18 protein-coding genes are annotated in these 25,375 nt (G+C 70.1%); 3 read left to right on the top strand and 15 right to left on the bottom strand.

What is annotated here, in order from left to right:
* Window positions 1–314 precede the first annotated feature (314 nt).
* Both ACFWVC_RS35405 and ACFWVC_RS35400 read left to right on the top strand, forming a co-directional pair.
* Complete coding sequence (locus ACFWVC_RS35405; RefSeq protein ID WP_384297151.1) at window positions 315–1,535, top strand: thiolase family protein; 1,221 nt, start codon at window positions 315–317, stop codon at window positions 1,533–1,535.
* Window positions 1,532–3,670, top strand: a complete 2,139-nt coding sequence (locus tag ACFWVC_RS35400; protein ID WP_384297147.1) for a 3-hydroxyacyl-CoA dehydrogenase NAD-binding domain-containing protein — start codon at window positions 1,532–1,534, stop codon at window positions 3,668–3,670. Before ACFWVC_RS35405 ends, ACFWVC_RS35400 begins: the two co-directional genes overlap by 4 nt.
* A gap of 72 nt (window positions 3,671–3,742) precedes the next feature.
* Here ACFWVC_RS35400 and ACFWVC_RS35395 read toward each other — a convergent pair whose 3' ends face one another.
* The 3 genes from ACFWVC_RS35395 to ACFWVC_RS35385 form a co-directional block, all read right to left on the bottom strand.
* Entirely contained in the window at window positions 3,743–4,687 is a 945-nt protein-coding gene (locus tag ACFWVC_RS35395; RefSeq protein ID WP_384297145.1) for an SPFH domain-containing protein, read from the bottom strand.
* On the bottom strand, window positions 4,684–5,961 hold the full coding sequence (locus tag ACFWVC_RS35390) for a peptidoglycan-binding protein (protein ID WP_384297142.1): 1,278 nt from the start codon (window positions 5,959–5,961) through the stop codon (window positions 4,684–4,686). The genes ACFWVC_RS35395 and ACFWVC_RS35390 overlap by 4 nt, the downstream gene beginning before the upstream one ends.
* Window positions 5,962–6,050: 89 nt before the next feature.
* Window positions 6,051–6,959, bottom strand: a complete 909-nt coding sequence (locus tag ACFWVC_RS35385) for a DsbA family protein (protein ID WP_384297158.1) — start codon at window positions 6,957–6,959, stop codon at window positions 6,051–6,053.
* Between the two features lie 83 nt (window positions 6,960–7,042).
* On the opposite strand from ACFWVC_RS35385, the gene ACFWVC_RS35380 reads away from it, so the two are divergent.
* Window positions 7,043–7,453 carry an NTP pyrophosphohydrolase gene (locus ACFWVC_RS35380; RefSeq protein ID WP_384297138.1) on the top strand — a complete coding sequence of 137 codons (411 nt, stop codon included), beginning with the start codon at window positions 7,043–7,045 and terminating at the stop codon, window positions 7,451–7,453.
* Between the two features lie 32 nt (window positions 7,454–7,485).
* Here the strand turns inward: ACFWVC_RS35380 and ACFWVC_RS35375 are convergent, their stop codons facing one another.
* The 12 genes from ACFWVC_RS35375 to acnA form a co-directional block, all read right to left on the bottom strand.
* The gene (locus tag ACFWVC_RS35375; RefSeq protein ID WP_384297133.1) at window positions 7,486–8,163 is read right to left on the bottom strand and encodes a CPCC family cysteine-rich protein; all 678 of its coding nucleotides are present in this window, start codon (window positions 8,161–8,163) and stop codon (window positions 7,486–7,488) included.
* 70 nt (window positions 8,164–8,233) lie between these two features.
* Window positions 8,234–9,871: a glycosyltransferase family 39 protein gene (locus ACFWVC_RS35370; RefSeq protein WP_384297130.1), complete on the bottom strand. Its 1,638-nt coding sequence runs from the start codon at window positions 9,869–9,871 to the stop codon at window positions 8,234–8,236.
* Window positions 9,872–9,924: 53 nt separating this feature from the next.
* Window positions 9,925–11,487 carry an amino acid permease gene (locus tag ACFWVC_RS35365; RefSeq protein WP_384297156.1) on the bottom strand — a complete coding sequence of 521 codons (1,563 nt, stop codon included), beginning with the start codon at window positions 11,485–11,487 and terminating at the stop codon, window positions 9,925–9,927.
* Between the two features lie 143 nt (window positions 11,488–11,630).
* Complete coding sequence (gene dxs, locus ACFWVC_RS35360; protein WP_384297128.1) at window positions 11,631–13,580, bottom strand: 1-deoxy-D-xylulose-5-phosphate synthase; 1,950 nt, start codon at window positions 13,578–13,580, stop codon at window positions 11,631–11,633.
* A 136-nt stretch (window positions 13,581–13,716) separates the two neighbouring features.
* Complete coding sequence (locus tag ACFWVC_RS35355) at window positions 13,717–15,021, bottom strand: sugar ABC transporter permease (RefSeq protein WP_384297126.1); 1,305 nt, start codon at window positions 15,019–15,021, stop codon at window positions 13,717–13,719.
* Window positions 15,018–15,806, bottom strand: coding sequence for an ATP-binding cassette domain-containing protein (locus ACFWVC_RS35350; RefSeq protein ID WP_384297124.1), 789 nt, complete (start codon window positions 15,804–15,806; stop codon window positions 15,018–15,020). Before ACFWVC_RS35350 ends, ACFWVC_RS35355 begins: the two co-directional genes overlap by 4 nt.
* A gap of 183 nt (window positions 15,807–15,989) precedes the next feature.
* Window positions 15,990–17,096 (bottom strand): sugar ABC transporter substrate-binding protein, encoded by a 1,107-nt coding sequence (locus tag ACFWVC_RS35345; protein WP_384297120.1) that lies wholly within the window; start codon window positions 17,094–17,096, stop codon window positions 15,990–15,992.
* A 144-nt stretch (window positions 17,097–17,240) separates the two neighbouring features.
* Window positions 17,241–18,437 (bottom strand): ROK family protein, encoded by a 1,197-nt coding sequence (locus ACFWVC_RS35340; protein ID WP_384297117.1) that lies wholly within the window; start codon window positions 18,435–18,437, stop codon window positions 17,241–17,243.
* 213 nt (window positions 18,438–18,650) lie between these two features.
* Window positions 18,651–19,583, bottom strand: coding sequence for a carbohydrate ABC transporter permease (locus ACFWVC_RS35335; RefSeq protein ID WP_384297114.1), 933 nt, complete (start codon window positions 19,581–19,583; stop codon window positions 18,651–18,653).
* 14 nt (window positions 19,584–19,597) lie between these two features.
* Window positions 19,598–20,530 carry a carbohydrate ABC transporter permease gene (locus ACFWVC_RS35330; RefSeq protein ID WP_384297110.1) on the bottom strand — a complete coding sequence of 311 codons (933 nt, stop codon included), beginning with the start codon at window positions 20,528–20,530 and terminating at the stop codon, window positions 19,598–19,600.
* Window positions 20,531–20,632: 102 nt separating this feature from the next.
* Window positions 20,633–22,021, bottom strand: a complete 1,389-nt coding sequence (ngcE, locus tag ACFWVC_RS35325) for an N-acetylglucosamine/diacetylchitobiose ABC transporter substrate-binding protein (RefSeq protein WP_384297154.1) — start codon at window positions 22,019–22,021, stop codon at window positions 20,633–20,635.
* Between the two features lie 265 nt (window positions 22,022–22,286).
* A complete protein-coding gene (gene acnA, locus ACFWVC_RS35320) occupies window positions 22,287–25,001 on the bottom strand; it encodes an aconitate hydratase AcnA (RefSeq protein WP_384297106.1) in 2,715 nt (904 codons plus the stop codon).
* Window positions 25,002–25,375: the final 374 nt, after the last annotated feature.

Raw genomic sequence — 25,375 nt, 5'->3', positions numbered from 1 at the left:
GGTGCACAACCCGGGGCGACCAACGGAGAGTGCCCGAGGCACCAAAATGTGCTGTCCAGAATGGCCGGCCCCGGAGGCCCCGAACCCGGCCCACCACGAAACGCGCGCCGGGGTCACAGACTTCACAGGGCTGGGGGCACCCCCGGCCGAAGGTTGGGGGAGGGCGGGCGGGCGGGGTACAGACTCAGGGGAAGACACGACGTGTGACCCCACACACCCACACTGGGCACATCGGTTACCGATGAGTAGCATGGAGCCCGGAGCCGCCGTCTTCTGCCCGCGGCAAGCGAACCCGCATCTTGAGGAGAGCCAACGTGCCTCGTACCGCTAGGGACGTCGTCTTCGTCGACGGCGTCCGCACCCCGTTCGGCAAGGCGGGCCCGAAGGGCATCTACCACGAGACCCGTGCCGACGACCTGGTGATCAAGTCCATCCGGGAGCTGCTGCGCCGCAACCCCGCGCTCTCCCCGGAGCGGATCGACGAGGTCGCGATCGCCGCGACCACCCAGATCGGCGACCAGGGCCTGACCCTGGGCCGTACGGCCGCGATCCTGGCCGGGCTGCCCAAGTCCGTGCCCGGCTTCTCGATCGACCGCATGTGCGCGGGCGCGATGACCGCGGTGACCAGCGTCGCCGGCGGCGTCGCCTTCGGCGCGTACGACGTGGCGGTCGCGGGCGGCGTGGAGCACATGGGCCGGCACCCGATGGGCGAGGGCGTGGACCCCAACCCGCGCTTCGTGTCGGAGAAGCTGGTCGACGACTCCGCCCTGTTCATGGGCATGACGGCGGAGAACCTGCACGACCGCTTCCCGCACCTGACCCGGCGGCGTTCCGACGAGTACGCGGTCCGCAGCCAGGAGAAGGCCGCGAAGGCGTACGCGAACGGCAAGATCCAGCAGGACCTGGTGCCGATCTCGGTGCGCCGCACCTCCCCCGAGGGCGGCGAGACCGGCTGGGGCCTGGCCACGGCGGACGAGCCGATGCGCCCGGGCACGACGCTGGAGAACCTGGCCGGCCTCAAGACCCCGTTCCGCGCCCACGGCCAGGTGACCGCGGGCAACTCGGCGGGCCTGAACGACGGCGCCACGGCCTCCCTGATCGCCGCCGAGGACGTCGCCCGGGAGCTGGAGCTCCCGGTGAAGATGCGTCTGGTCTCCTACGCCTTCGTGGGCGTCGAGCCCGAGGTGATGGGCATCGGCCCGGTCCCGGCCACGGAGAAGGCGCTCGCCAAGGCGGGCCTGTCGATCTCCGACATCGGCCTGTTCGAGGTCAACGAGGCGTTCGCCGTCCAGGTGCTGTCCTTCCTGGACCACTACGGCATCGCCGACGACGACGCGCGCGTCAACCAGTACGGCGGCGCCATCGCGTTCGGCCACCCGCTCGCCTCCTCCGGCGTCCGTCTGATGACGCAGCTGGCCAGCCAGTTCGAGGAGCAGCCGCACGTCCGCTACGGCCTGACCACCATGTGCGTCGGTTTCGGCATGGGCGGCACCGTGATCTGGGAGAACCCGCACTTCGACGGAGGCAGCAAGTGACCACCACCGCCGAGCTTCTCAAGGGAGCGGCCGAGCTGTTCCCCGACGAGGTCGTGACGCAGGCGCACGTGCGCCATCTCGACCTCCCCCAGGACGCCGGGCGTTTCGCGCTCATCACCCTGGACAACGGCCTGGACCACACCAAGCCGACCACCTTCGGCCCGCAGTCGCTGGCGAACCTCAGCGCCGCCCTCGACCAGGTCGAGAAGGAGGCCGCCGACGGCGAGATCGTCGGTGTCGGCGTCACCGGCAAGCCGTTCATCTTCGCGGTGGGCGCCGACCTCAAGGGCGTCGAGCTGCTGAAGCGCCACGAGGACGCGCTGGCCATCGGCAAGGGCGGTCACGACGTCTTCCGCCGCCTGCAGGGCCTCGCGGTGCCGACGTTCGCGTACTACAACGGCGCGGCCATGGGCGGCGGTGTCGAGGTCGGCCTGCACTGCTCCTACCGCACGGTCTCCAGCTCGATCCCGGCGTTCTCCCTCCCCGAGGTCTTCCTGGGCCTGGTCCCGGGCTGGGGCGGCTGCGCGCTGCTGCCGAACCTGATCGGCGCCGAGCGCGCGATCGGCGTCATCATCGAGAACTCGCTCAACCAGAACAAGCAACTGAGGGGCGGTCAGGTCTACGACCTCGGCATCGCCGACGCGCTGTTCGAGGGCGCGGACTTCCTGGAGCAGTCGCTCTTCTGGACCTCCGCCGTCCTCAAGGGCGAGATCCAGATCATCCGCCCCGAGGTGGACCGCGGCGCCGCGTGGGACGAGGCCGTCGCCAAGGGCCACGCCTTCGCCGACTCCAAGGTGCACGGCGCGGCCCCGGCCGCGTACCGCGCGCTGGACATCATCGCCGCCGCCAAGAACGGCGATCTGGCGGCCGGTTTCGACGCCGAGGACGAGGCCCTGGCGGACCTCATCATGGGCGGCGAGCTGCGCTCCGGCATCTACGCCTTCAACCTGGTGCAGAAGCGCGCCAAGCGCCCGGCCGGCGCCCCGGACAAGAACCTGGCCCGCCCGGTCACCAAGGTGGGCGTCGTCGGCGCCGGTCTGATGGCCTCCCAGCTGGCGCTGCTCTTCGCACGCCGCCTGGAGGTGCCGGTGGTCCTCACCGACATCGACCAGGAGCGCGTGGACAAGGGCGTCGGCTACGTCCACGGCGAGATCGACAAGCTGCTGCTCAAGGGCCGCGTCAACCAGGACAAGGCGAACCGCCTCAAGGGCCTGGTCTCCGGCTCGCTCGACAAGGCCGCCGCCTTCGGCGACGCGGACTTCGTCATCGAGGCCGTCTTCGAGGAGATCGGCGTCAAGCAGCAGGTGTTCGCCGAGGTCGAGGCGGTGGTGAAGCCGGAGACGATCCTGGCCACCAACACCTCCTCCCTGTCGGTGAGCGAGATGGCCTCCAAGCTGAAGCACCCCGAGCGGGTCGTCGGCTTCCACTTCTTCAACCCGGTCGCGGTGCTGCCGCTGCTGGAGATCGTGCGCGGCGAGCAGACCGACGACGCGTCGCTGGCCACCGCCTTCGCCGTGGCGAAGAAGCTGAAGAAGACCGCGGTCCTGACCAAGGACGCCCCGGCGTTCGTCGTCAACCGCATCCTGACCCGCTTCATGGGCGAGATCCAGAACGTCATCGACGAGGGCACCCCGGTCGAGACCGCAGAGAAGGCCATCGAGCCGCTCGGTCTGCCGATGTCCCCGCTGGTGCTGCTGGAGCTGGTCGGCCCGGCGATCGGTCTGCACGTCTCCGAGACGCTGCACCGCGCCTTCCCGGACCGCTTCACGGTCTCCCCGAACCTGGCGGCCGTGGTGAAGGCGGGCAAGCGCGGCTTCTACGTCTACTCCGCCGAGAACGGCTTCAAGCCGGAGCTGGACCCCGAGGTCGCCGCGCTCCTGGTGCAGGGCGACAGCGTCCTGACGGAGGAGCAGGTGCGCGCCCGCGTCCTGGACGCGGTGGCGCAGGAGATCGGGATCATGCTGGAGGAGGGTGTCGTCGCCGAGGCGCAGGACATCGACCTGTGCCTGATCACCGGCGCCGGCTGGCCCTTCCACCTGGGCGGGATCACCCCGTACCTGGACCGTGAGGGCGTCTCCGAGCGGGTGAACGGCAAGCCGTTCCTCGCCCCCGGCGTCGCGAGCGTCCCGGCGTAACGTCGCGGTACGGCGGAAGGGCCGCCCGGGCTTCGTGCCCGGGCGGCCCTTCGTCGTGACGGCGGCTCACCGCTATTTCGCGTAAGCGACCGTCAGTTCCCTCACCAGCGCCCGGCGTTCGTAGTCGTCGAGCTCGACCAGGCCGCGTTCGGTGAGACCGCGCACGGTGTCGTCCACGGCCGTCAGCACGTCGTCCAGCACGGCACGGCGGTGCCTGGCGTCCAGGGACGCCAGCCGTGCACGCTGCATGGCGGGCGCGACGGAGGGCGCGTACGCGACGCGCACGGGCTGGGCGGAGAAGACCTCCAGGCCCGCCGGGCGGAGGTCGCGCGCGAGCACGCGGGTGAGTTCCTCGGCGAGGATGTCGACGTCGCGGAGGGTGGGACCGGAGCCGCGGAAGTCGTCGGCCGGCAGCCGGGACGCACAGCGGGCGACGGCGGCCTCGGTCTGCTCGTGCAGGAAGCGCACATGGTCCTCGACGGCGAAGCTGGCGCGGGCGCTGTCACGCACCCGCCACACCAGCAGGACGGTGACGAGCACCGGCGTCCCGGCCGCGTCGGTGGCCTCGACGGGACTGCCGCGCCAGTGCCGCACGGTGATGTCCACGCGGCGCCGCGGCAGCAGCGGGTTGAGCCACAGCAGCCCGGTGCGGCGTACGGTGCCGCGGTAGCCGCCGTGCCGGGTCAGCACCCAGACGGAGCCGGGCCGGCCCTGGGCCAGGCCGAGCGCGGAGAAGGCCGCGAGTGCCGCGAACGGGACGGCGGTCAGATAGCCCGGCAGGTGCGGGTCGCCGCCGAGGCGCAGCGGCACGACCACCGCCGCGATCGCCGCGGCGAGGGCGACGACCAGTGCCAGGACGCCCGGCAGGCAGCGTCCCGGGCGTTCGGCGATGTCGGAGTCCGAGCCGGGCGGGGGGAACCCCGCAGGCGAGAGGTGGGGGGTGGGGGACGGCGCGGGGATCAGCGGCCCCGGGGTGTTCGCCGCGGGGGACGGCGTCGTGCCGGTGGTCGTGGTCACGAGAACAGTCGCCTCCAGGTCTCGGGTCCGGGATGGCCGTCGGCCTCGCGGCCGGACCAGCCCTGTGCGCGCTGGAACGCCTCGACGGCGCGCCGGTCGGCCTCGCTCCAGCGGGGCCCCGGGCCGTTTCGGTAGTACTTGCCGAAGCCCTTGGCGATCAGTTGACGGCCCAGCAGGAGGACGTGCGGGTCGGACCGGCCGGGGCGGAAGGTCTCGTGCCCGGGGTAGGCGGTGGGGGCCGCGACCGCGGCCGTTCCGGCGGGGCCCTGCGACGGCGCGGAGGGCGCGGCCTCGGTGCCGGGGGCGGAGGCGTCGGGGGTCGCGGGGCCCGCTCCCCGCCCGATGTCCGCCCCCTTGCCGTCGACGAGGTAGCGCCAAGTCGTGGGACCGGGGACTCCGTTGGCGGCCGTTCCCTTCCAGCCCTGAGCCCGCTGGAAGGCGCGGGTGGCGCGCCGGTCCGACTCGCTCCAGCGGGGCCCGGGCCCGGAGCGGTAGTACGGGCCGCCGCCGCGCGTCCGCAGCATCTTGCCGAGCCGGGTGACGTTGGCGTTGCGGGTCCCGGCCCCGAAGGACCAGCTCCCGGGGAAGTCGCCGAACAGGTCGTCGCCGGAGTCGTCCTCGCCCTCGCTCAGGTACTTGTAGCGGTAAGGCCGGTAGCCGGAGTCCGGCGGCAGCGGGATCTCCGTCATCTGCGTGTACGGCGGGGCCTGCTCATAGGCGTTGTAGGCGGTGTGCTCGTCGTCCGCCCAGCCGGCGAAGATCCTGACGTGCGAGCCGACGTGCGGGTTCCGGCGGCTGTGGTAGAGCAGGATGTCACCGGGTTCGAGGTCGTCGACGCCGATGCGGTGGGCGAAGCGGGGCAGACTGCCGGTCCACTCGCTCCGCCGCAGGCCCCAGGCCATGGAGACATAGCCCGAGCAGTCCTGCCGGTAGCCGTCGCTCCAGTACTCCTTCATGCGGTACGGAACCTCTTCGTCCACCCAGCTCTGGGCTCGTTCGAGGATCTCGTCACGCGTGAGGCGCATGCCGGGAGCGGCCTGTGGGGCGCCGGCCTGCGACCGGTCCGTGTGCGCCGCGGGCGCCACGGCGAGGGCGGGGGCCGCCGCCGCGACCGCGCTCGCGGCGGCCACGACCGCCAGGGCGGCGGGGGCCGCACGCGGGCCGGCGGGACCGGGTGAGGTACGTGCCGCAGCCTGGACCAGTCGTTCGCGTGCGCAGTCGTCGCACACGCAACCGGGCTGCGGCTCGACGTCGTCGAACACGGGCGTGGACATGCGCATCACTCCTTCGGGATCGGATGCCACACGCCCTCCCTACCCCTTTTCGCCACAAAGTTGACGAAAAGGGGCAGAGTTGCGCGCGATCAGCCGACCGGAGTGATGCTCGCGGCGGTGTCCGTCGCGGTCGGATCGACGCCGGCGCCCGTGGTGACCCCGGCGGTGGCGGTACCCGTGGGGGTGCCGGTCGGGGTGCCGGTGGGGGTGGTGGCGCTGCTGCTCGGAGCGGGGCTGCCGGTCGCGCCGGCCGACGAACCCGGGCTGGGACTCACGGCCTGACTGACCGCCAGGGCGACGGCCTTCTTCACCATGCCGCGCAGCCGCGACGGCGTGAGCCCGTCCACGCCGCCCGTCGGGGCCGTGACGGTCTCACCGTTGATCTGCACGACCGGCGCCGTGGTGAACCCGGCGTCGGTGAACTGCTGCTGAGACTTCTTCACCCAGCCGTCGTGGTCGCGGCCTTGGACGCAGGGCACGAACTTGGCCTCGTCGATCTTGCGGGCCGTCTTCGAGATGTCCTTGAGCAGCTTGTCGCTGTTGAGGGCGTCGTCCTGGACGTCGGCGGGCTGCACGGCCCACAGCGCGTCCACGAACTGCCGGAAGCGGCCCTGGTCCTGCGCACAGGCGGCCGCGTTGGCGGCGGCCAGGGCGCCCTCGCCGCCGTTGACGGTGTCGGAGGGCGTCACCAGGCGGTAGTCGATCTGGACCTGGCCCGCGGCGAGCATCCGCGCGAAGGTGTCCGCGTACTCGGCGGCGAACGACTTGGACTCCGGGGCACGCAGGTCCTCGTACACGGTCAGCGTCACCGGCAGCACGCTCGGCCGCACCGGCACGTCCAGGCCGTCCTGACCGCCGGCACCGGTCGGCGCCTTGACCGTGTGCTCCTTCTCACCGCGCACATGCGCACCGATGACGGCGGACCCGCCGAACACCACGGCCAGGACGACCACGGTCCCGGCGTACGAACGCAAGCGCTTGGACTTCGTCTGCTGCATCACCGGGTCTTTCTACCACCGGCCCCGGCGCCCCCATGAGGGAGGGGGCCCTGTCCCGCGGCCGCTGTGCCAGGCTGGTGGCTGTGAACGGCATTCCCCTCCCCCTGGTCGTCGTCGACGCCGCCAACGTCGTGGGCTCGGTGCCCGACGGCTGGTGGCGGGACCGGCGGGGGGCGACCGAGCGGCTGCGGGACGCCCTCGTCCCCTTCGCGGCGGCGGGGCTTCCGGAGCGGCCGGACGTCCCGGAGTGGGCCCGCAGGCCGCCGCTGGAGCTGCTGCTCGTGGTGGAGGGCGCGGCTCGCGACGTGGCCCCGGTGCCCGGGGTCGGTGTGGAGGCCGCCCCCGGCACCGGCGACGACCGGATCGTGGAACTCGTCGCGGCCCGCCGTCCGCCGGGCCGGCCTTGCCTCGTCGTGACGGCCGACCGCGGACTGCGTGAGCGCGTGACCGCGCACGACGCGACGGTGGCGGGCCCGCGGGCGGTACGGCCGTAGCCGTCCGGCCGCGCGATGCCGCCCATCGGGGGCTACGCGTCGTAGACGACGCTGAAGCCCGCGTGTACCGCTCCGTACCGGACAAGCTCGCTGCCAAGCATCGCGGCCGACTCCGGGACCTGGCGCTCGAGATCGGCCCAGCCGCTGAAGCACAGCTCGGCGGGCATCGGAACCAGCCCGGTGATCGCGTCCCAGAAGGCGGCCCAGTTCATCCCGTAGAACGACGGGAAGCCGAGCTCGTGCTTCAGGACGGCGTGCAGGTCACGATCACTGCGGACCGAGCCGACGTCCATCACCACGCGCCGAGGCGCCACCGGCTCCGGCTCCTCGGGACGCCCCCAGAAGGCGGGCAGCCACCAGCACAGCGCCGTCCGGTCCTCGGGCCAGGGCCGGTCCGCGGCGCCCGTCCATTCCTTGAAAGCGTCCGCGACCGGATCGATCGGACGCCAGTCGCGGTCGAGCGGCTCGTCATCGGTCGGCGGCCGCGCGAAGCGCCTGCCGTACTGATCGCAGGCACCGTAAGCCTGGAAATTGCGCTGGGCCCCGTACAACGAGACCCGATTCGCGGCACCCGGCCGGTACGGCCACCGCAGTTGCTCCGGGTCGTCTTCCCAATGGCACACCGGGCATATGGCATAGGTGCCAGGCCATCCGTCCTCGGCATCGAGGACCAGGTGACCACAACAAGGACACGGGCGGCGGGTATCCACCGGTGCAGGCTGGCCGGGCGCACCGGCGGGATGCGAGGTCTTTCGGTGTTCGTGGTCTCCGGTCGCGGCTCTAACCGTGTCCGCGGGGCGCGTACAGCACCGCTCCGTCCACCGTTCCCACCCGGGTGTAGCCGCCCCGGGAGAGGAGGTCGCGGAACTCGGGGACGGCGGCCACCCCGTACGGGGCGCCACGGGAGTCGTCGACGACCAGGGCGGGCGGCGCCGACGCGAAGTCGTGGCGCAGGAGCTGCCACGCGCCCGGGACGGCGTAGCGGGCGCCGACCCGGGCGCCGCCGCGGCCGCCGCTGAAGTTGGTGAGGAAGCCCGCGGTCAGGTAGCGGCCGGCGGGGGCGCGGTCGGCGAGCCAGTACTGCTCCGGGTGCATGCCCCACAGCAGGACGGTGTCGTGCGGGCCGCTGCTGGCGCGGATCGCCGCGGCGACCGCCTGGGAGTGGTCGAGTTCGGCGCGCGGTGCGACGAACCCCCAGGCGGTGAAGACGGCCGCCGCCAGCAGCGTCCAGGCCGCGGCAAGGCGGCGGGACGGGCCCCGGGAGGGCAGCCGGCGCACTGCGGCGATGCCGATGAGCACCAGCGGGGGCAGCAGTTGGAGGTAGTAGTGGCCGTAGAACTGGAAGCCCGCGACGACCGCGCAGACCGCCGCCGCGAGCCAGACCCACAGGTCCGCGTCGGCGAAGGGCCGCCGCCGCACCGCCCACCACAGCGCCGGCACCATGAGGCCGGCCCCGGCCGCCAGCAGGATGGCGGCGTTGCCGAGTCCGCGCCCCGCGCCGAGCAGCCACGCGCCCTGCGGTGACATGTAGGTGCCGGAGCCGGTGAACGTCCAGAAGACGAAGTGCCGCATGCCGGTCGCCGCCGCCACCGCCACGACGGGCAGCACGCACCCCGCCAGCAGGCGCCCCCAGCCGCCGCCCGCACCGGCGGCGTACGTGCCGGAGCCGCCGCCCGCGACGGCGGCGCGGCCCGGGCGCGGGAGCACACCGGAGCCGGCTGCCGTCCGCAGCAGCACACCGTCGCCGCGCCCCGTGGCCCACGAACGCGTCAGGACACGCGACGTCAGACCGGACGGGACGCCGGTCCCCCGTCCGGCCCGCCAGAGCGACCAGGCGACGGGAAGCAGCACCACGGCCCCGGTCTGCTTGGTGAGGGCCGCTCCTGCCACGGCGAGCCCCGCGAGGCCCCACCGCCTCCGGTCGGCCAGCAGCACGGCGGCAACGGTCCAGGGAAGGGTGAAGACCTCGAAACTGGCCGCCTGGGTGTCCTCGGGCGCGAGGCCGACGGACAGCAGTACATAGGCGCATCCGGCCGCCACCGCCGGGCGGTCGCCCCAGCGGCGGCGGGCGAGGGCGGCGAGCAGCGCGGCCGTCACGACGTGGGCGGCGACGGCGGCGCAGCGCAGCGGCCACAGCGAGTCGTCGCCGAAGAGCGCGAACGCGCCCTGGTAGAGCCACGGCAGCAAAGGGGGCTTGCGGTCGACGACGGTGTCGTACAGGACGCCGCCGGCGGCCAGCATCCGGGCCTGCGTGGCGAGGAAGCCCTCGTCGGGGTTCCAGACCGGGCGCAGGAACGACGGCAGGTGCACCAGGGCCGCCAGGACCGTCAGCAGCGGGACGAGCGGCAGCCAGAACCTGTCACCCGGGAAGACCCCTGCCCGCGCGGCGGGGCGGGCGTTCTCGGGACGGCTGGGCACGCGCCCCAAGCTACCCCAACCCGGCGGCCCCTCGGCCGCCGCCGGCTCACCCCTCAGCGGTCCCGCTGCGGCACCCGCAGCCGGCTGTGCCGGTGCCCGTAGGCGAAGTACACGACGAAGCCCGCCGCCATCCAGATCGCGAACCGCAGCCAGGTCTCGGCGGGCAGGTTGAGCATCAGCCAGAAGGTGGCCAGCACCGACACCACCGGCACCCACGGCACCAGCGGGGTACGGAAGGACCGCGGCAGATCGGGGCGGGTGCGGCGCAGCACGACCACGCCGATCGCGACGACGATGAAGGCGAAGAGGGTGCCGATGTTCACCAGCTCCGCCAGCTCCGAGATGCTCGTGCACCCGGCGACGACCGCGACGACCGCGCCGAGCAGCAGGATCGAGCGGTACGGCGTGCCCGCCTTGGGGTGGACGCGGGAGAAGAAGCGCGGCAGCAGCCCGTCGCGGCTCATCGCGAAGAACACCCGGCTCTGGCCGAGCAGCAGGATCATGCACACGGTCGTCAGGCCGACCGCGGCGCCGAAGCTGATCAGCCCGGCCCAGAAGGGGTGGCCGACCGCCTTGAACGCGTCGGCGAGCGGGGCGTCCACGGACAGTTCGGTGTACTTCTGCATGCCGGTGACGACGACGGAGACCCCGACGTACAGGATCGTGCAGATGAGCAGCGACCCGAGGATGCCGCGCGGCACGTCCCGCTGGGGGTTGCGGGTCTCCTCGGCGGCCGTGGCGACGATGTCGAAGCCGATGTACGCGAAGAAGACGACGGCGGCCGCGGTGAAGATGCCCATCACGCCGAACTGGGCGGGCTGGAAACCGGTCATCAACTGGATGAGGGGCGCCCCGAGACCGGCCTCCGTGCCGGTCACCTGCTTGGCGGGCGGGATGAACGGCTCGTAGTTGTCGGCGTTGATGAAGAACGCGCCGACGACGATGACGACGAGCACCACGGCGACCTTGATGGCCACGATCACGGTGGTCACACGGGCCGACAGCTTCATGCCGGCCACCAGGATGCCGGTCAGTACGAGGACCAGCAGGAAGGCCAGCAGGTCGAAGTGGAACGCGGTGTCCGTGCTGCCGGACAGGGCGGTCGGCAGCTGCCAGCCCAAGTTGTCCATCAGTGAGCGGATGTAGCCGGACCAGCCGACCGACACCACCGCGCATCCCAGCGCGAGTTCCAGCACGAGGTCCCACCCGATGATCCAGGCGGGCAGTTCGCCGAGGGTGGCGAAGGAGAAGGTGTACGCGGAGCCGGCGACCGGCACGGTGGAGGCGAATTCCGCGTAGCACAGCGCCGCGAGGGCGCACACGATCCCGGAGACGACGAAGGCGAGCGCCACCGAGGGGCCCGCGTTGTCCTTGGCCACCTTGCCGGTGAGCACGAAGATGCCGGTGCCGATCACGACGCCCACGCCGAAGACCGTGAGGTCCAGGGCCGAGAGCGACTTCTTGAGTGTGTGTTCGGGCTCCTCCGTGTCCTTGAGGGACTGTTCGACCGATTTGGTCCGGAAGAAACTGCTCCGCCGCTTTCCGGCTGTTTTGTCGCCGCGTTCGCCACGTTTGCCATGTTCGTCGCGCCCGCCGTAACCGCCGCCATCGCCCAGATGCACCGGCGCACCTCCACAGTTGTTCCCGCATCACAACATCTGGGGGTGCTTGTGACCGGAACAGGCGCGCCTACACCTGCGCAGATGGGCCGGGCGACCACCCGTAAGAGTGGTCGCCCGGCCCATCTGCCCGTGCCGCGTCAGTCGCCCGCGACCTGCGGGGTGGGCTCGTCGGCGTAACGGCCCTGCAGGCGCGAGACCAGGCCGGTCACCTGGCGGGCGATGTCCGGGGCGGTCAGGCCGATCTCGGCCATGATCTCCTTGCGCCCGGCGTGGTCCAAGAACTCCTGCGGGATGCCGAAGTCCCGCAGCGGAACGTCCACGTTGGCGTCGCGCAGCGCCTGGCCGATCGCGGAGCCGACGCCGCCGGCGCGGCCGTTGTCCTCGACGGTGACGACGACACGGTGGCGGGCGGCCAGGGCAGGCAGCGCCTCGTCGACCGGCTTGACCCAACGGGGGTCGACGACGGTGGTGGTGATGCCCTGGGCGTCGAGCAGACCGGCGATCTCCAGGCACATCGGGGCGAGGGCACCGACCGAGACCAGCAGCACGTCGTACGCCGGCGACTCCGTCTCCCCCGCCGGCTCGTCGGTCCTGGGCGTCGCCTCGCGCAGCACGTCCATGCCGCCGACGCGGCCCACGGCCTGGACCGCGGGGCCGACCGCGCCCTTGGAGTAGCGCACCACGGTCGGGGCGTCCTCGATCTCGACGGCCTCCCGCAGCTGGGCGCGGACCTGGTCGGCGTCGCGCGGGGCGGCGATCCGCAGGCCGGGCACGACCTGGAGGATCGACATGTCCCACATGCCGTTGTGCGAGGCGCCGTCGGTACCGGTGATGCCCGCGCGGTCCAGGACGAAGGTGACCCCGCACTTGTGCAGCGCCACGTCCATCAGCACCTGGTCGAAGGCCCGGTTCAGGAAGGTCGCGTAGACCGCGACGACCGGGTGCAGCCCACCGGTGGCCAGGCCCGCGGCCGAGACGACGGCGTGCTGCTCGGCGATGCCCACGTCGTACACGCGGTCGGGGAAGGCCTTGGCGAACTTCTCCAGGCCCACCGGCTGCAGCATCGCGGCCGTGATGGCGACGATGTCCTTGCGCTCCTTGCCGAGCTTGACCATCTCCTCGCCGAACACCGAGGTCCAGTCGGCGCCCGAGGCGGCGATCGGCAGCCCGGTGTCGGGGTGGATCTTGCCGACGGCGTGGAAGCGGTCGGCCTCGTCCTCCAGCGCCGGGGTGTAGCCGCGGCCCTTCTCGGTGAGGCAGTGCACGATGACCGGGCCGCCGAAGCGCTTGGCCCGCTGGAGGGCCGACTCCAGGGCGGCGATGTCGTGACCGTCGATGGGGCCGACGTACTTCAGGCCCAGGTCCTCGAACATGCCCTGGGGGGCGATGAAGTCCTTGAAGCCCTTCTTCGCGCCGTGCAGCGTCTCGTAGAGCGGCTGGCCGATCACCGGGGTGCGCTCGAGCAGTTCCTTGGTACGGCTCAGGAAGCGCTCGTAGCCGTCGGTGGTGCGCAGCGTGGCCAGGTGGTTGGCGAGGCCGCCGATGGTCGGCGCGTAGGAGCGCTCGTTGTCGTTGACGACGATGACCAGCGGGCGGTCCTTGGCGGCGGCGATGTTGTTCAGCGCCTCCCAGGCCATGCCGCCGGTGAGGGCGCCGTCACCGATCACGGCGACGGTGTGGTCGCGCTTGCCGAGGAGCTCGTTCGCCTTGGCGATGCCGTCGGCCCAGCCGAGCACCGTGGAGGCGTGGCTGTTCTCGATGACGTCGTGCTCGGACTCGGCGCGCGACGGGTAGCCGGACAGGCCGCCCTTGCTCTTGAGCCGGGTGAAGTCCTGACGGCCCGTGAGCAGTTTGTGGACGTAGCTCTGGTGGCCGGTGTCCCACAGCACCTTGTCCTGGGGCGATTCGAAGACCCGGTGCAGCGCGATCGTCAGCTCGACCACGCCGAGGTTCGGGCCCAGGTGTCCGCCGGTCTTGGACACCTCGTCGACGAGGAAGGTACGGATCTCGCCTGCCAGCTCCACCAGCTGCTCTGGAGTGAGCCGGTCGAGGTCGCGCGGTCCCTTGATCCGGGTCAGCAGCACCACCCGTGCCTCCTTGTTGTCGCTTGCCGGGTTTCCCGAGTGTATGTGGTCGTGTTCCGGGCCCCGCACACACCTGTGCCCGGCGCTGGGATGATCTTCCCTGCGCCGGGCACGTCACGCCACTGGTGCGCGGTGCGGACTAGCCGCGGCCGGCCGCCTTCTGGCTCCGGCGGGACACCGAGTCGATGACCACGGCGGCGAGCAGAACCGCGGCGGTGATCATGTACTGCAGTGCGGTGTTCATGTTGAGCAGGTCCAGACCGGTCTGGATGGACTGGATGACCAGCATGCCGAGCAGCGCGGACCAGACGGTGCCGCGGCCGCCGAAGAGGCTGGTGCCACCGATGACCGCGGCCGCGATGGCCAGCATCAGGACGTTGCCGCCACCGGCGCCGAGCGTCGCCGTGTAGGTCTGGGCGGCGAAGAACATACCGCCGAGCGCCGCGAAGCCGCCGGCGATGGCGAACACCGAGATACGGACCAGGGCGACGTTGATACCGGCACGGCGGGCCGCCTCGATGCCACCGCCGACCGCGAAGACCTTGCGGCCGTAGGAGGTGCGGCGCAGCACGAAGTCGGTGATGACCAGGGCCGCCAGGAAGACCACCAGGGCGTTGGGCACACCGCTCGCCTGGTTCAGCACGTACGCGGCGACGAAGGCCACCACGGCGAGGGCGCCGACGCGCAGCGCGATCTCACTGGTGGGCCGGTACGGGACCTCGGCCGCGCGACGGCGGCGCTGGTCGATCAGCGAACCCGCGAGCATGGCCACGGTGCCGAGGCCGGCGAGCAGGTAGGCACCCGCGACGTCCTGGTCCATGAAGAAGGAGCGCTGGCCCAGGATGTGCAGCGGGCCGTTGTCCGGGATGGAGAGGCTTCCGCTGTCGCCGAGCAGCTGCAGCATCAGGCCGTTCCAGCCGAGGAAGCCGGCGAGGGTGACGACGAAGGCGGGGACGCCGATCTTCGCGAAGAACCAGCCGTGCAGCGAACCGATGAGGACGCCGGTCAGGATGGTCAGGAGCAGGGCGAGCCAGGGGTTCATCCCGTGCTTGGTCACGAAGATGGCGAAGAGGGCCGACGCCAGACCGCTGACCGAGCCGACCGACAGGTCGATCTCACCGAGCAGCAGCACGAAGACCAGGCCGATGGCGAGCATGCCGGTGGCGGCCAGGAAGAAGCCGATGTTGGCGAGGTTGCCCGCGGTGAGGAACTGGCTCGACTGGGTCTGGAAGATGGTCCAGATGATGATCAGGCCGACGATGACCGGGAGCGAGCCCAGCTCGCCGCCGCGCATCTTGCGCTTGAACTCCGTGAGGTAGCCCTTGAAGCCCTCCTCGCGGACCAGCAGTCGCGGGTCGACGACGGGCACGGCCGCCGAGGACGGGTCCTCGACCGACGCCACCGTCTCGTTCTCCGGCTTGACGGTCTTCGACGTGTCGCTCACTTCGCAACCTCCGTGCGCCGCGCCTGACGGCGGGTCACGGCGTTGTCCGTGGCACCCGTGATGGCGGAGATGATTTCTTCCTGGGACGTGCTCTTGACGTCGAAGACGCCGTTGTTGCGGCCGAGACGCAGCACGGCGACGCGGTCGGCGACAGCCTTGACGTCGACCATGTTGTGGCTGATGAGGATGACGGCGAGGCCGCGCTGGCGCAGCCGCTCGACCAGGTCGAGGACCTGGGCGGTCTGCTCCACGCCGAGGGCGGCGGTGGGCTCGTCGAGGATCACCAGCTTGGGCTCGCCGATCAGCGCGCGGGCGATGGCGACGACCTGCCGCTGACCACCCGACAGGGCCGCGATCGGGATGCGGACGCTGGGGATGCGGATCGACAGGGTGCTGAGCAGCTCCCGGGACCGCTTCTCCATCGTGACCTCGTCGATCACACCGGCGCGCTTGAGCTCCCGGCCGAGGTACAGGTTGGCGACGACGTCCAAGTTGTCGCACAGCGCGAGGTCCTGGTAGACCGTCGCGATACCCAGACCCTGGGCGTCGTGCGGCCTGTTGATGCTGACCGGGTTGCCCTCCCACTCGATGACGCCCTCATCGATGGGGTGCACACCGGCGATCGTCTTGACCAGGGTGGACTTACCTGCGCCGTTGTCGCCGACAAGCGCGACGACCTCTCCGGCGTGAACTTCCAGGTCGACATCGGTGAGTGCCTGAACCGCACCGAATCGCTTGGAGGCTCCGCGCAACGCCAGCACGGGCGTAGCGGACACGTGAACCATCTCCTTCGCCGCCTGACCGGCGGGGATGCCGCGCTTGGACAGGCGCGGAGTTTTGTGCGAGTTGCACTGCCTTACATGATGACAACAGAGTGTCTGTCCGGCGCCCGCCCGTCAGCGGGGTCTGTGGACGGGCGGGCACCGGACAGGTCTGTGTGGCGGCCTCCGGTGGGAGGGCCTGCCGTTTTACTCGATGCCGGCGGCCTTGCAGGCCTTGGCGAACTCGGGGGTGCAGATCTCGGCGGCGGTGTAGAGGCCGTCCTTGATGACCGTGTCCTTCACGTTCTCCTTGGTCACGGAGATCGAAGGCACCAGCTGCGACGGGACCTTGTCGCCGGAGCCGCTGGTCAGCGTCTGCGTGGCGAACGAGTCGATGCTCTTGCCCTCGAGCAGGTTGACCGCGAGCTGGGCGGCCGCGTCGGCCTCCGGCTTGAACGGCTTGTAGACCGTGCTGGACTGGGTGCCCGCGATGATGCGCTGGATGCCCGCGAGTTCGGCGTCCTGACCGGTCAGCGGGATGCCGCTGATGCCGGCGCCCTTGAGGGCGGTGGCGATACCGCCGGCCATGCCGTCGTTCGCGGCGTAGACGCCGGCGATCTTCTTGGCACCGAGCTGCGTGATGGCCGCCGTCACCTTCTGGTTGGCGACGGTGTCCTTCCACAGACCGCTCTGCTCGTAGGCAATCTTGACCTTGCCGTCGAGGACCTTGTGGGCGCCCGCCTTGAACAGCGCGGCGTTCGGGTCGGCGTCGTCACCGTTGATCATGACAACGTTGGCCGAAGGCGTGGCCTTGGAGCCGAGCGCGTCGAGCAGCGCCTGGCCCTGCTGCTCGCCGACCTTCTCGTTGTCGAACGAGACGTAGGCGGAGACCGGACCCTGGGCGAGGCGGTCGTAGGCCACGACCTTGATGCCCTTGTCAACGGCCGCCTGCACGGAGGACTTGATGGCCGCAGCGTCCTGCGAGCTGATCACGATGACCTTGACGCCCTTGGTGATCATGGTGCTCACCTGCTGCGCCTGCTTGGCGGCGTCGCCCGCGGCGTTCGCGTAGCTGACCTCGCAGTCCGCGCAAAGCTCCTTGACCTTCGCCTCGAACAGCGGGTGGTCGAACTTGTCGTACCGCGCCGTGACGCTGTCGGGGAGCAGCAGACCGATGGTCTTGGAGCCGCCGGAGCTGCTGCTGCCGCTCGCGTCGTCCTTCTTGTCGTCGCCGGCCTTGCCGCAGGCGGCCACGGACAGGGCCATCGAAACAGCCGCGGTGCCGATGACGACGCGCCGCATCATTGCGTTCATGTGGGGTTGCCTCCCTGACTGGGCCGCAACACTGCGGCCGAGGTGGACGTGAGTCAACTCGGCCGCAGACTTGGCGTCAAGAAGTTAATACTTAACGAGATGGCAACGGTGCGTTTCGTTATGTAGATGAACGCAGCGTGATCCCTAGGACACGCCCGCCACGAGGGGTGCGGAAGCGTCCAAAAGGGACGAATCGCCGACCTCGCTGAGCGCCAGCGCCAGCGCCCCGAGCACCTCGGCGCGGCCTCCGAGGGCCCCTGAGACGACGGAGAGACGGCGGGCGGCACTGGGGATCGCGTACCTGGCCACGGACTCCCTGATGGGCCCCAGAACCAGCTCACCGGCCTCGGCCAGGTCCCCGCCCAGCACGACACGGCTGGGGTTGAGGAGATTGGCCAGGCTCGCGACACCCATGCCCACGTGCCGGCCCACGTCGCCGATCACACGGCGGCAGCCCAGGTCGCCCTCGCGGGCCAGTTGCACCATTCGCGCCAGGGTGAGGTCCGGGCCGTGGCTGCCGCGCAGCAGCTCCAGGACGTAGCGGGCGGCGGTGAAGGTCTCCAGGCAACCGCGGTTGCCGCAACGGCAGACCGGGCCCGACTCGTCGAGCGTGATGTGACCTATCTCGCCCGCGGTGCCGCCCGGGCCCCGGTAGATCCGGCCGTCCATCACCAGGCCGGCGCCGACGCCGCTGGCCACCTTGATGTAGGCGAGGTCCTTGACGCCGCGCCCGCTGCCCCAGACCAGTTCGCCCAGCGCGCCGAGGTTGGCGTCGTTGTCCACCTGGACGGGCATGCCCAGCCGTTCGGCAAGCTCCTGGCGGGGGTTGAGGCCGCTCCAGCCCGGCAGGATCGCGGTGGAGCCCAGGGTTCCGGTCTCCACGTCGATCGGGCCCGGGACGCCGAGGCCGACCCCGATCACCTTGTCCGCGCCGACCCCGGTCGACTCGATCAGCCGGGTCACCAGTTGTTCCGCCCGGTCGAAGCCCTCGGAGGCCGAGGTGTCCACGTCGAACGGCTCGGACTGCTCGGCCAGCACCTGGTGGGCGAGGTTGCCGACCGCGACGCGCAGATGCGAGTGGCCGAAGTCGACGCCGACGACGATGCCCGCGTCCCCGGACAGGGTGACCGCGCGCGCCCGCCTGCCGCCCGAGGAGGTGGGCGTGACCTGAACCGTCCCGCTGTCCCTCAGTTCGCGAACGATGTTGGAGACCGTTGCCGCGGACAGTCCCGTCGACCGGGCGATCTCCGCCTGCGTCAGCGAGCCCGCCAGCCGAACCGCCCTGACCACCCGCTCCAGGTTGGCCCGGTGCAGCGACGACTGCGATCCCGGAGTCTCCACGACCATCCCACTCCCGACGACCGGACGGGACCGCACCGATGAGACCCCGTCGTCTACAACATGTGAACTCTAACTTGAGCCTTTGGGCCTACTTCCCGTCAAGGGGGAGAACAACACAGTGATCGGAATGCCCGAAAACTCCGAAAGCGGCCCCGTGATGTGACGGGACCGCTTCCGGTTGGGACGGTTCGGCTGCGCAGCGTGCCGGTCCGGCTACTTCAGGGTGCCGGCGGTCAGGCCGGCCTGAACCTGGCGCTGGAAGCTGAGGTACACCACCAGCACGGGCAGCATGGCGACCGTCATCCCGGCGAAGAGCGCCGGGTAGTCACCGGAGTAGCCCTGCTGCTGCGCCAGGTTCACCAGGCCCTGGGCGAGCATCGAGCGGTCCGGGTCGCTGCTGCTCTGCTGCTGCATGAGGGTCATCGGCAGGATGTACTGGTTCCACTGGCCGAGGACGTTGAAGATCCCGACGCTGATCAGGCCCGGCTTGGCCATGGGCAGCATCACCTGGAAGAACGCCCGGGAGTGCGAGCAGCCGTCGATCATCGCCGCCTCGTGCACCGCCGTCGGCAGCGTCCGGAAGAACGAGTGCATGAAGAAGACCGTGAACGGCAGCGAGTACGCGATGTAGACCAGGATCAGGCCCTGGTAGGTGTTGAGCATGCCCAGGTTGCTGACCATGAAGAACAGCGGCACCAGGGCGAGGTACACCGGGAACATCGCGCCCCCGACGAACAGGTAGTAGACGGCCCGGTTGCCCGGGAACTCGTAGCGCGCCAGCACGTACGCCGTCATCGCGCCGAGCAGCATCGTCAGCGGCACCGAGAAGACCAGCACGATCACGGTGTTGACGAAGAACTCGCCGATGCCCTTCTCCCAGGCCCGGGAGAAGGCGTCGAAGGACCAGTGCGAGGGCCAGGACCAGGCGCTCGCACCGATCTCCGTGTTGTTCTTGAACGAACCGAGGACGATCCAGCCCAGCGGCAGCAGGATCATCACGCCCCACAGCACGAGGAAGCCGTGCGAGAAGACGTTGAGCGTCGTGCCGCCCTCGGCGGAGCGCGAGCGGTCCGGCTTCCTGCGGTCGTACACCGGCAGCGGGTCGACGAGGGGGACGGGCGTGGGCTGCTTGATGGGAGTGGCCATGGGATGCCTCCCGCTCAGAATTCGACGCGCTCGCGGCGGGTGGCCCGCAGCGCGATGGCGGAAAGGATCAAGGTGAGGAAGAGGATGACGACGCCCATGGCGCAGGCGTAGCCGCTCTTTCCGAAGGTGAGGAAGTTGCGCATCAGATAGGTCGACATGACCTCACCGTGGTAGTCCGGGCCGCCGCCGAAATTCGATCCCGGAGTGAGGGTGGAGGCCAGGGCGAAGAAGTCCATCGCGGCGATCGCGAGATAGACCCAGGCGGTCTGCACGCTGTCCCACAGCAGCGGGAGCGTCACCTTGAAGAACGTCTGCAGACGGCCCGCGCCGTCCAGCAGGGCGGCCTCGTAGATGTCCTTCGGAATGGACTGCATCGCCGCGGAGAAGAGCACCAGGTAGAAGCCCACACCGGCCCAGATCTGGACGCCCAGAAGGCACCACATCACCAGGTTCGGGCTGTTCAGCCACTCGATCGGATTCTGCGCGTCCTCCAGGTGCAGCTTGAGCAGCACGCCGTTGAGCAGGCCCGATCCGTCACTGCGGTAGATCGCCTGGAAGAGCACGATGAGAATGGCGACCGAGAGCACCTGGGGAAAGAAGAACACCACCTTGTAGAAGGCGGAGCCGCGGACTCCCTGGACGCCGGTCGTGCCGCCGCGGCCGCCGACATTGAGCATGAAGGCGAAGAACAGCGCCAGCAGGATCGTGATCACCGGCAGGAACACCAGGAGCAGCGCATTGTGCTGCAGTGCCTGCAGGAACACGTGGTCACTGAAAAGCGTCGTGTAGTTCTTCAGACCGACGAAGTTCATCGTCTGTGACTGACCCGACCAGTCCGTCAGCGAATAGCCGAAGGTCTGGAGGTACGGCCAGATCACGAAGACGAAGTACAGGACGACCGGAAAGAAGAGAAACCCCACGATGAAGGGGTACTTGCGGTATCGCATGGCACTGCTCCTGCCATCGGATAGACCATCGCACCGGGGCCCCGACCGCCCCTCGTCCATGAGGAGGGATCGGGCCCCCGGTGCGCAAGGGCTGGTGGACGGTTAGCCCTTCTTGGCCTTCTCGGCCGCCGCCTTGACCCGCTTGAGCCAGTCGGCGGGCTTGATGCGCTTGGCCATCAGCTCGGCGCTGGCGTTCTGCACGTCCGTGTCGAACGCGCTCTGCGTGTTGGGGTAGTTGTAGTTGAAGACGTTGCTGCCGGCCGCGCTGAGCGCCGTCACGGTGGACTTGGTGCCCGGGCGGAGCTCGACGTCGGAGCCGACGCCGTCCTTGAGGACGGTCAGCGAGTTCGCGGTCTGGGCGAACTTGCTGGAGCCCTCCTTGGTGAGCATCAGCCGCAGGAACTCCAGGCCGCCGGCCTGGTTCTTGGCCTTCTTCGGGACGATGAAGGGCTCACCGGCGCCGGCCCGGATGGACTCGAAGGGCAGCTTGTCGCCGTCGAGGGACGGGATCGGCAGGAAGGTCATCTCGAAGTCCGAGGGGGTGGCCTTCAGCTGCTCGTTCTCCAGCCACGAACCGCAGGGGATGAAGGCGGCCTTGCCCTCGTTCCAGGCGGTCTGCGACTCGATGTGGGTCATGCCGTTGGTGCCCGGGAGCAGGTAGCCCTTGTCCGGGATCTGGTAGACGGCCTCGACGGCGGCCTTGGCCGCGGGCTCGTCCCAGACGGTCGGGTCGAGGCTGTCGATCCGCTTCACCAGCTCGGGACCGCCCTGCTTGGCGATCAGGTCCATGACCACGATGTTGATGTAGTACGGGTACTTGCCCTGGTGGCAGAAGGGGGCGATCCCGGACTTCTTGATCTCCGCGGACAGCGACATGAAGTCGGCCCAGGTCTTCGGCGCGGTCCAGCCCTTCTCCTTGAAGAGCTTGCCGGAGTACCACAGGCCCCACACGGTGTAGATGTAGGAGAGCTGGTACATCTTGCCGTCGTCGAAGGTGCCGGTCTCGATGGTGCCCGGCTGGAGGACGTCGCGGACCTTCTTGGTCGGGTCGTCGATGTACGGGGCGTCGAGGAGCGGGGTGAGGTCGGTGAGCTGGCCGCTCTTGTAGAGGACGTCCAGCTTGATCTGCTGGGCGCCGGAGTCGTCCACGACGTCCGGCGGGGTGCCGGCGTTGAAGCGGGGCTGGAGCTTGCCGGTGATCTCCTGGGTTCCCAGGTGGCTGATCTTCGCCCCGGAGAACTTCTTCTGGTAGAGCTTCTCGAACTGCTTGGCGTAGTCGTCGCCGTAGCCGCCCTTGAAGATCACGACATCGAGTGCGGCGTCGTTGGACACGCCGAACGGGTTCTCCTTGGACTTCTCCCCCTTCTCGGGGGCATTGCTGCCGCCACCGCTGGACGCGCACGCGCTCAGCAGTCCCGCGGACGGGGCGGCCAGCAGGCTCACGGCCGCTGCCCGCTTGATCAGATCGCGTCGGTTGACGTCGGATCCCATGCTCAAGTCCTCACCTTCTCCAGGACCCAGGCAGTGCGGAGTTGTTGCCATGCGCGGGCCACACACCCGCCGTTCCCCCCGCACGAGCCCGTGTTGGCGGGCCCCCTGGACGGGCACAGGTATAGTCCACTTCCCGCGAAGTGGGCAAGGTCATAGGCGCGTTTGGCGGACAGCTTTCCCTAGTTGAGACCTCGCGGTAACGCGAGTGGGCCCGCACCCCCTGCCGGGGTGCGGGCCCACTGTGGCCTTGCGCGCGCCTTGATCCTTACTTGCGGATCAGCGAACGCAGGACGTACTGCATGATGCCGCCGTTGCGGTAGTAGTCCGCCTCGCCGGGGGTGTCGATCCGGACCACGGCGTCGAACTCGACGCCGGTGTCGGTGGTGACCTTGACGGTGCGCGGCGTGGTGCCCTCGTTGAGCTCCGTGACACCGGTGAAGGAGAAGGTCTCCTCACCGGTCAGGCCCAGCGAGGCCGCCGAGGCGCCCTCGGGGAACTGCAGCGGCAGGACGCCCATGCCGATCAGGTTCGAGCGGTGGATGCGCTCGTAGGACTCGGCGATGACGGCCTTGACGCCGAGCAGCGCGGTGCCCTTGGCCGCCCAGTCGCGGGAGGAGCCGGAGCCGTACTCCTTGCCCGCCAGGATGACCAGCGGGGTGCCGGCGGCCTGGTAGTTCTGCGACGCGTCGTAGATGAAGGCGACCGGAGCGCCCTCCTGCGTGAAGTCGCGGGTGTAGCCGCCCTCGGTGCCCGGCGCGATCTGGTTGCGCAGGCGGATGTTGGCGAAGGTGCCGCGGATCATGACCTCGTGGTTGCCGCGGCGGGAGCCGTACGAGTTGAAGTCGCGGCGCTCCACACCGTGCCCGGTGAGGTACTTGCCGGCCGGGGTGTCGGCCTTGATGGCGCCGGCCGGGGAGATGTGGTCGGTGGTGACCGAGTCGCCCAGCTTGGCCAGCACACGGGCACCCGTGATGTCGGTGACCGCGTCCGGCTCCATGGTCATGCCCTCGAAGTACGGGGGCTTGCGGACGTAGGTCGACTGCGGGTCCCACTCGAAGGTGTTGCCGGTGGGGATCGGCAGCGACTGCCACTGGGCGTCGCCCGCGAAGACGTCCTGGTAGGAGGTGCTGAACATGTCCTGGCCGATCGCGGAGGCGACGACCTCGTTGACCTCCTGCTCCGACGGCCAGATGTCCTGCAGGTAGACCGGCTTGCCGTCGGTGTCCGTGCCGATGGCGTCCTTGGTGATGTCCACCTTCATGGAGCCGGCGATGGCGTACGCGACGACCAGCGGCGGGGACGCCAGGTAGTTCATCTTGACGTCCGGGTTGATCCGGCCCTCGAAGTTGCGGTTGCCGGAGAGCACCGAAGTGACCGCCAGGTCGTGCTCGTTGACGGCCTTGGAGACCTCGTCGGGCAGCGGGCCGGAGTTGCCGATGCAGGTGGTGCAGCCGTAACCGACGAGGTTGAAGCCCATCTTGTCCAGGTACGGGGTGAGGCCGGCGCGGTCGTAGTAGTCCATGACGACCTTGGAGCCCGGGGCCAGGGTGGTCTTGACCCACGGCTTGCGGTTCAGGCCCTTCTCGACCGCCTTCTTGGCCACCAGGGCGGCGGCGACCATGACGTAGGGGTTCGAGGTGTTGGTGCACGAGGTGATCGCGGCGACGGTGACGGCGCCGTGGTCGATCTCGTACGTGGACCCGTCGGGCGCCGTGACCAGCGTCGGGCGGGTCGGCACACCGTTGGTGGCGGCCGGGGAGTCGGAGGCCGGGAAGGACTCCTGGCCCGACTCGTCCGCGGTGTCCACGTAGTTGCGGACGTCGCTCCTGAACTGCTGCGCGGCGTTGGCGAGGACGATCCGGTCCTGCGGGCGCTTCGGGCCGGCGATGGAGGGGACGACCGTGGAGAGGTCGAGCTCCAGCTTCTCGGAGAAGTCCGGCTCGGCGGCCGGGTCCAGCCACAGCCCCTGCTCCTTGGCGTACGCCTCGACGAGGGCGAGCTGCTGCTCCGAACGACCGGTGAGCTTCAGGTAGTTAATGGTTTCTGCATCGATCGGGAAGATCGCCGCGGTGGAGCCGAACTCCGGCGACATGTTGCCGATCGTGGCGCGGTTGGCGAGCGAGGTGGCGGAGACGCCCTCGCCGTAGAACTCGACGAACTTGCCGACGACACCGTGCTTGCGCAGCATCTCGGTGATGGTCAGCACGAGGTCGGTCGCGGTGGTGCCGGTGGGCAGCTCGCCGGTCAGCTTGAAGCCGACGACACGCGGGATCAGCATGGAGACCGGCTGGCCGAGCATCGCGGCCTCGGCCTCGATGCCGCCGACGCCCCAGCCCAGCACGCCGAGTCCGTTGACCATGGTGGTGTGCGAGTCGGTGCCGACGAGGGTGTCGGGGTAGGCCTGGCCGCCCCGGACCATGATCGTGCGGGCCAGGTGCTCGATGTTGACCTGGTGGACGATGCCGGTACCCGGCGGGACGACCTTGAACTCGTCGAACGCGGTCTGGCCCCAGCGCAGGAACTGGTAGCGCTCCTTGTTGCGGCCGTACTCCAGCTCCACGTTCTGCGCGAACGAGTCCGGGGTACCGAACTTGTCGGCGATCACGGAGTGGTCGATGACCAGCTCGGCGGGCGCCAGGGGGTTGATGCGGGACGGGTCGCCGCCCAGTTCCTTCACGGCCTCGCGCATGGTGGCGAGGTCGACCACGCACGGCACACCGGTGAAGTCCTGCATGATCACACGGGCCGGCGTGAACTGGATCTCCTGGCTCGGCTGCGCCTGGGAGTCCCAGCCGCCGAGCGCGCGGATGTGGGCGGCGGTGATGTTCGCGCCGTCCTCGGTGCGGAGCAGGTTCTCCAGCAGCACCTTCAGGCTGTAGGGGAGGCGCGCGGAGCCCTCGACCTTGTCCAGCCGGAAGATCTCGTACGACTCGTCGCCCACCTGCAGGGTGCTGCGGGCGTCGAAGCTGTTCGCCGACACGACAGTCTCCTTCGTAACTTTGCGCGTACCACCGCAATGCTGCCGCTTCGGCCTCTGGCCGATCCGCTAAGGTAAGACTAAGTAAGGTGAGCCTTACCTCTGGCGGCAGCGGTGCGCCTCGGCAGATATCTCGATGTCGAGATAACTCTAATACATCACCGCGGCGCGGTCATGCCCTGGGCTGCCGACGGGGCCGCCAAGGGCCCTGGACGCCCCGTACGACGGCCCGCTCACCCCCGCCGCGGCGGGACGGCAGGGGCGGCCGGGACGGCGCCCCAGTGGGGCCCCGGCCGTCGCGGCGTGCCGGACGGCCGCCCGCGACCCCAGCGCCGGCCTGCGGGGCCGCACGAAAGCGCCGGTGGGCGGGGCCGCGA

Source organism: Streptomyces sp. NPDC058691 (assembly GCF_042714775.1).
Lineage (GTDB): Bacteria > Actinomycetota > Actinomycetes > Streptomycetales > Streptomycetaceae > Actinacidiphila.
The sequence above is the reverse complement of the archived record's forward strand: the minus strand, read 5'-3'. Positions and strand labels throughout refer to the sequence as shown.

Bases quoted from the DNA above. Each gene is read 5' to 3' on its own strand.
- ACFWVC_RS35330 (WP_384297110.1), bottom strand. From the start codon at position 20,530: ATGCGATACCGCAAGTACCCCTTCATCGTGGGGTTTCTCTTCTTTCCG.
- ACFWVC_RS35385 (WP_384297158.1), bottom strand. From the start codon at position 6,959: ATGCAGCAGACGAAGTCCAAGCGCTTGCGTTCGTACGCCGGGACCGTG.
- ACFWVC_RS35335 (WP_384297114.1), bottom strand. From the start codon at position 19,583: ATGGCCACTCCCATCAAGCAGCCCACGCCCGTCCCCCTCGTCGACCCG.
- ngcE (WP_384297154.1), bottom strand. From the start codon at position 22,021: ATGGGATCCGACGTCAACCGACGCGATCTGATCAAGCGGGCAGCGGCC.
- ACFWVC_RS35350 (WP_384297124.1), bottom strand. From the start codon at position 15,806: ATGGTTCACGTGTCCGCTACGCCCGTGCTGGCGTTGCGCGGAGCCTCC.
- ACFWVC_RS35390 (WP_384297142.1), bottom strand. From the start codon at position 5,961: ATGTCCACGCCCGTGTTCGACGACGTCGAGCCGCAGCCCGGTTGCGTG.
- ACFWVC_RS35345 (WP_384297120.1), bottom strand. From the start codon at position 17,096: ATGAACGCAATGATGCGGCGCGTCGTCATCGGCACCGCGGCTGTTTCG.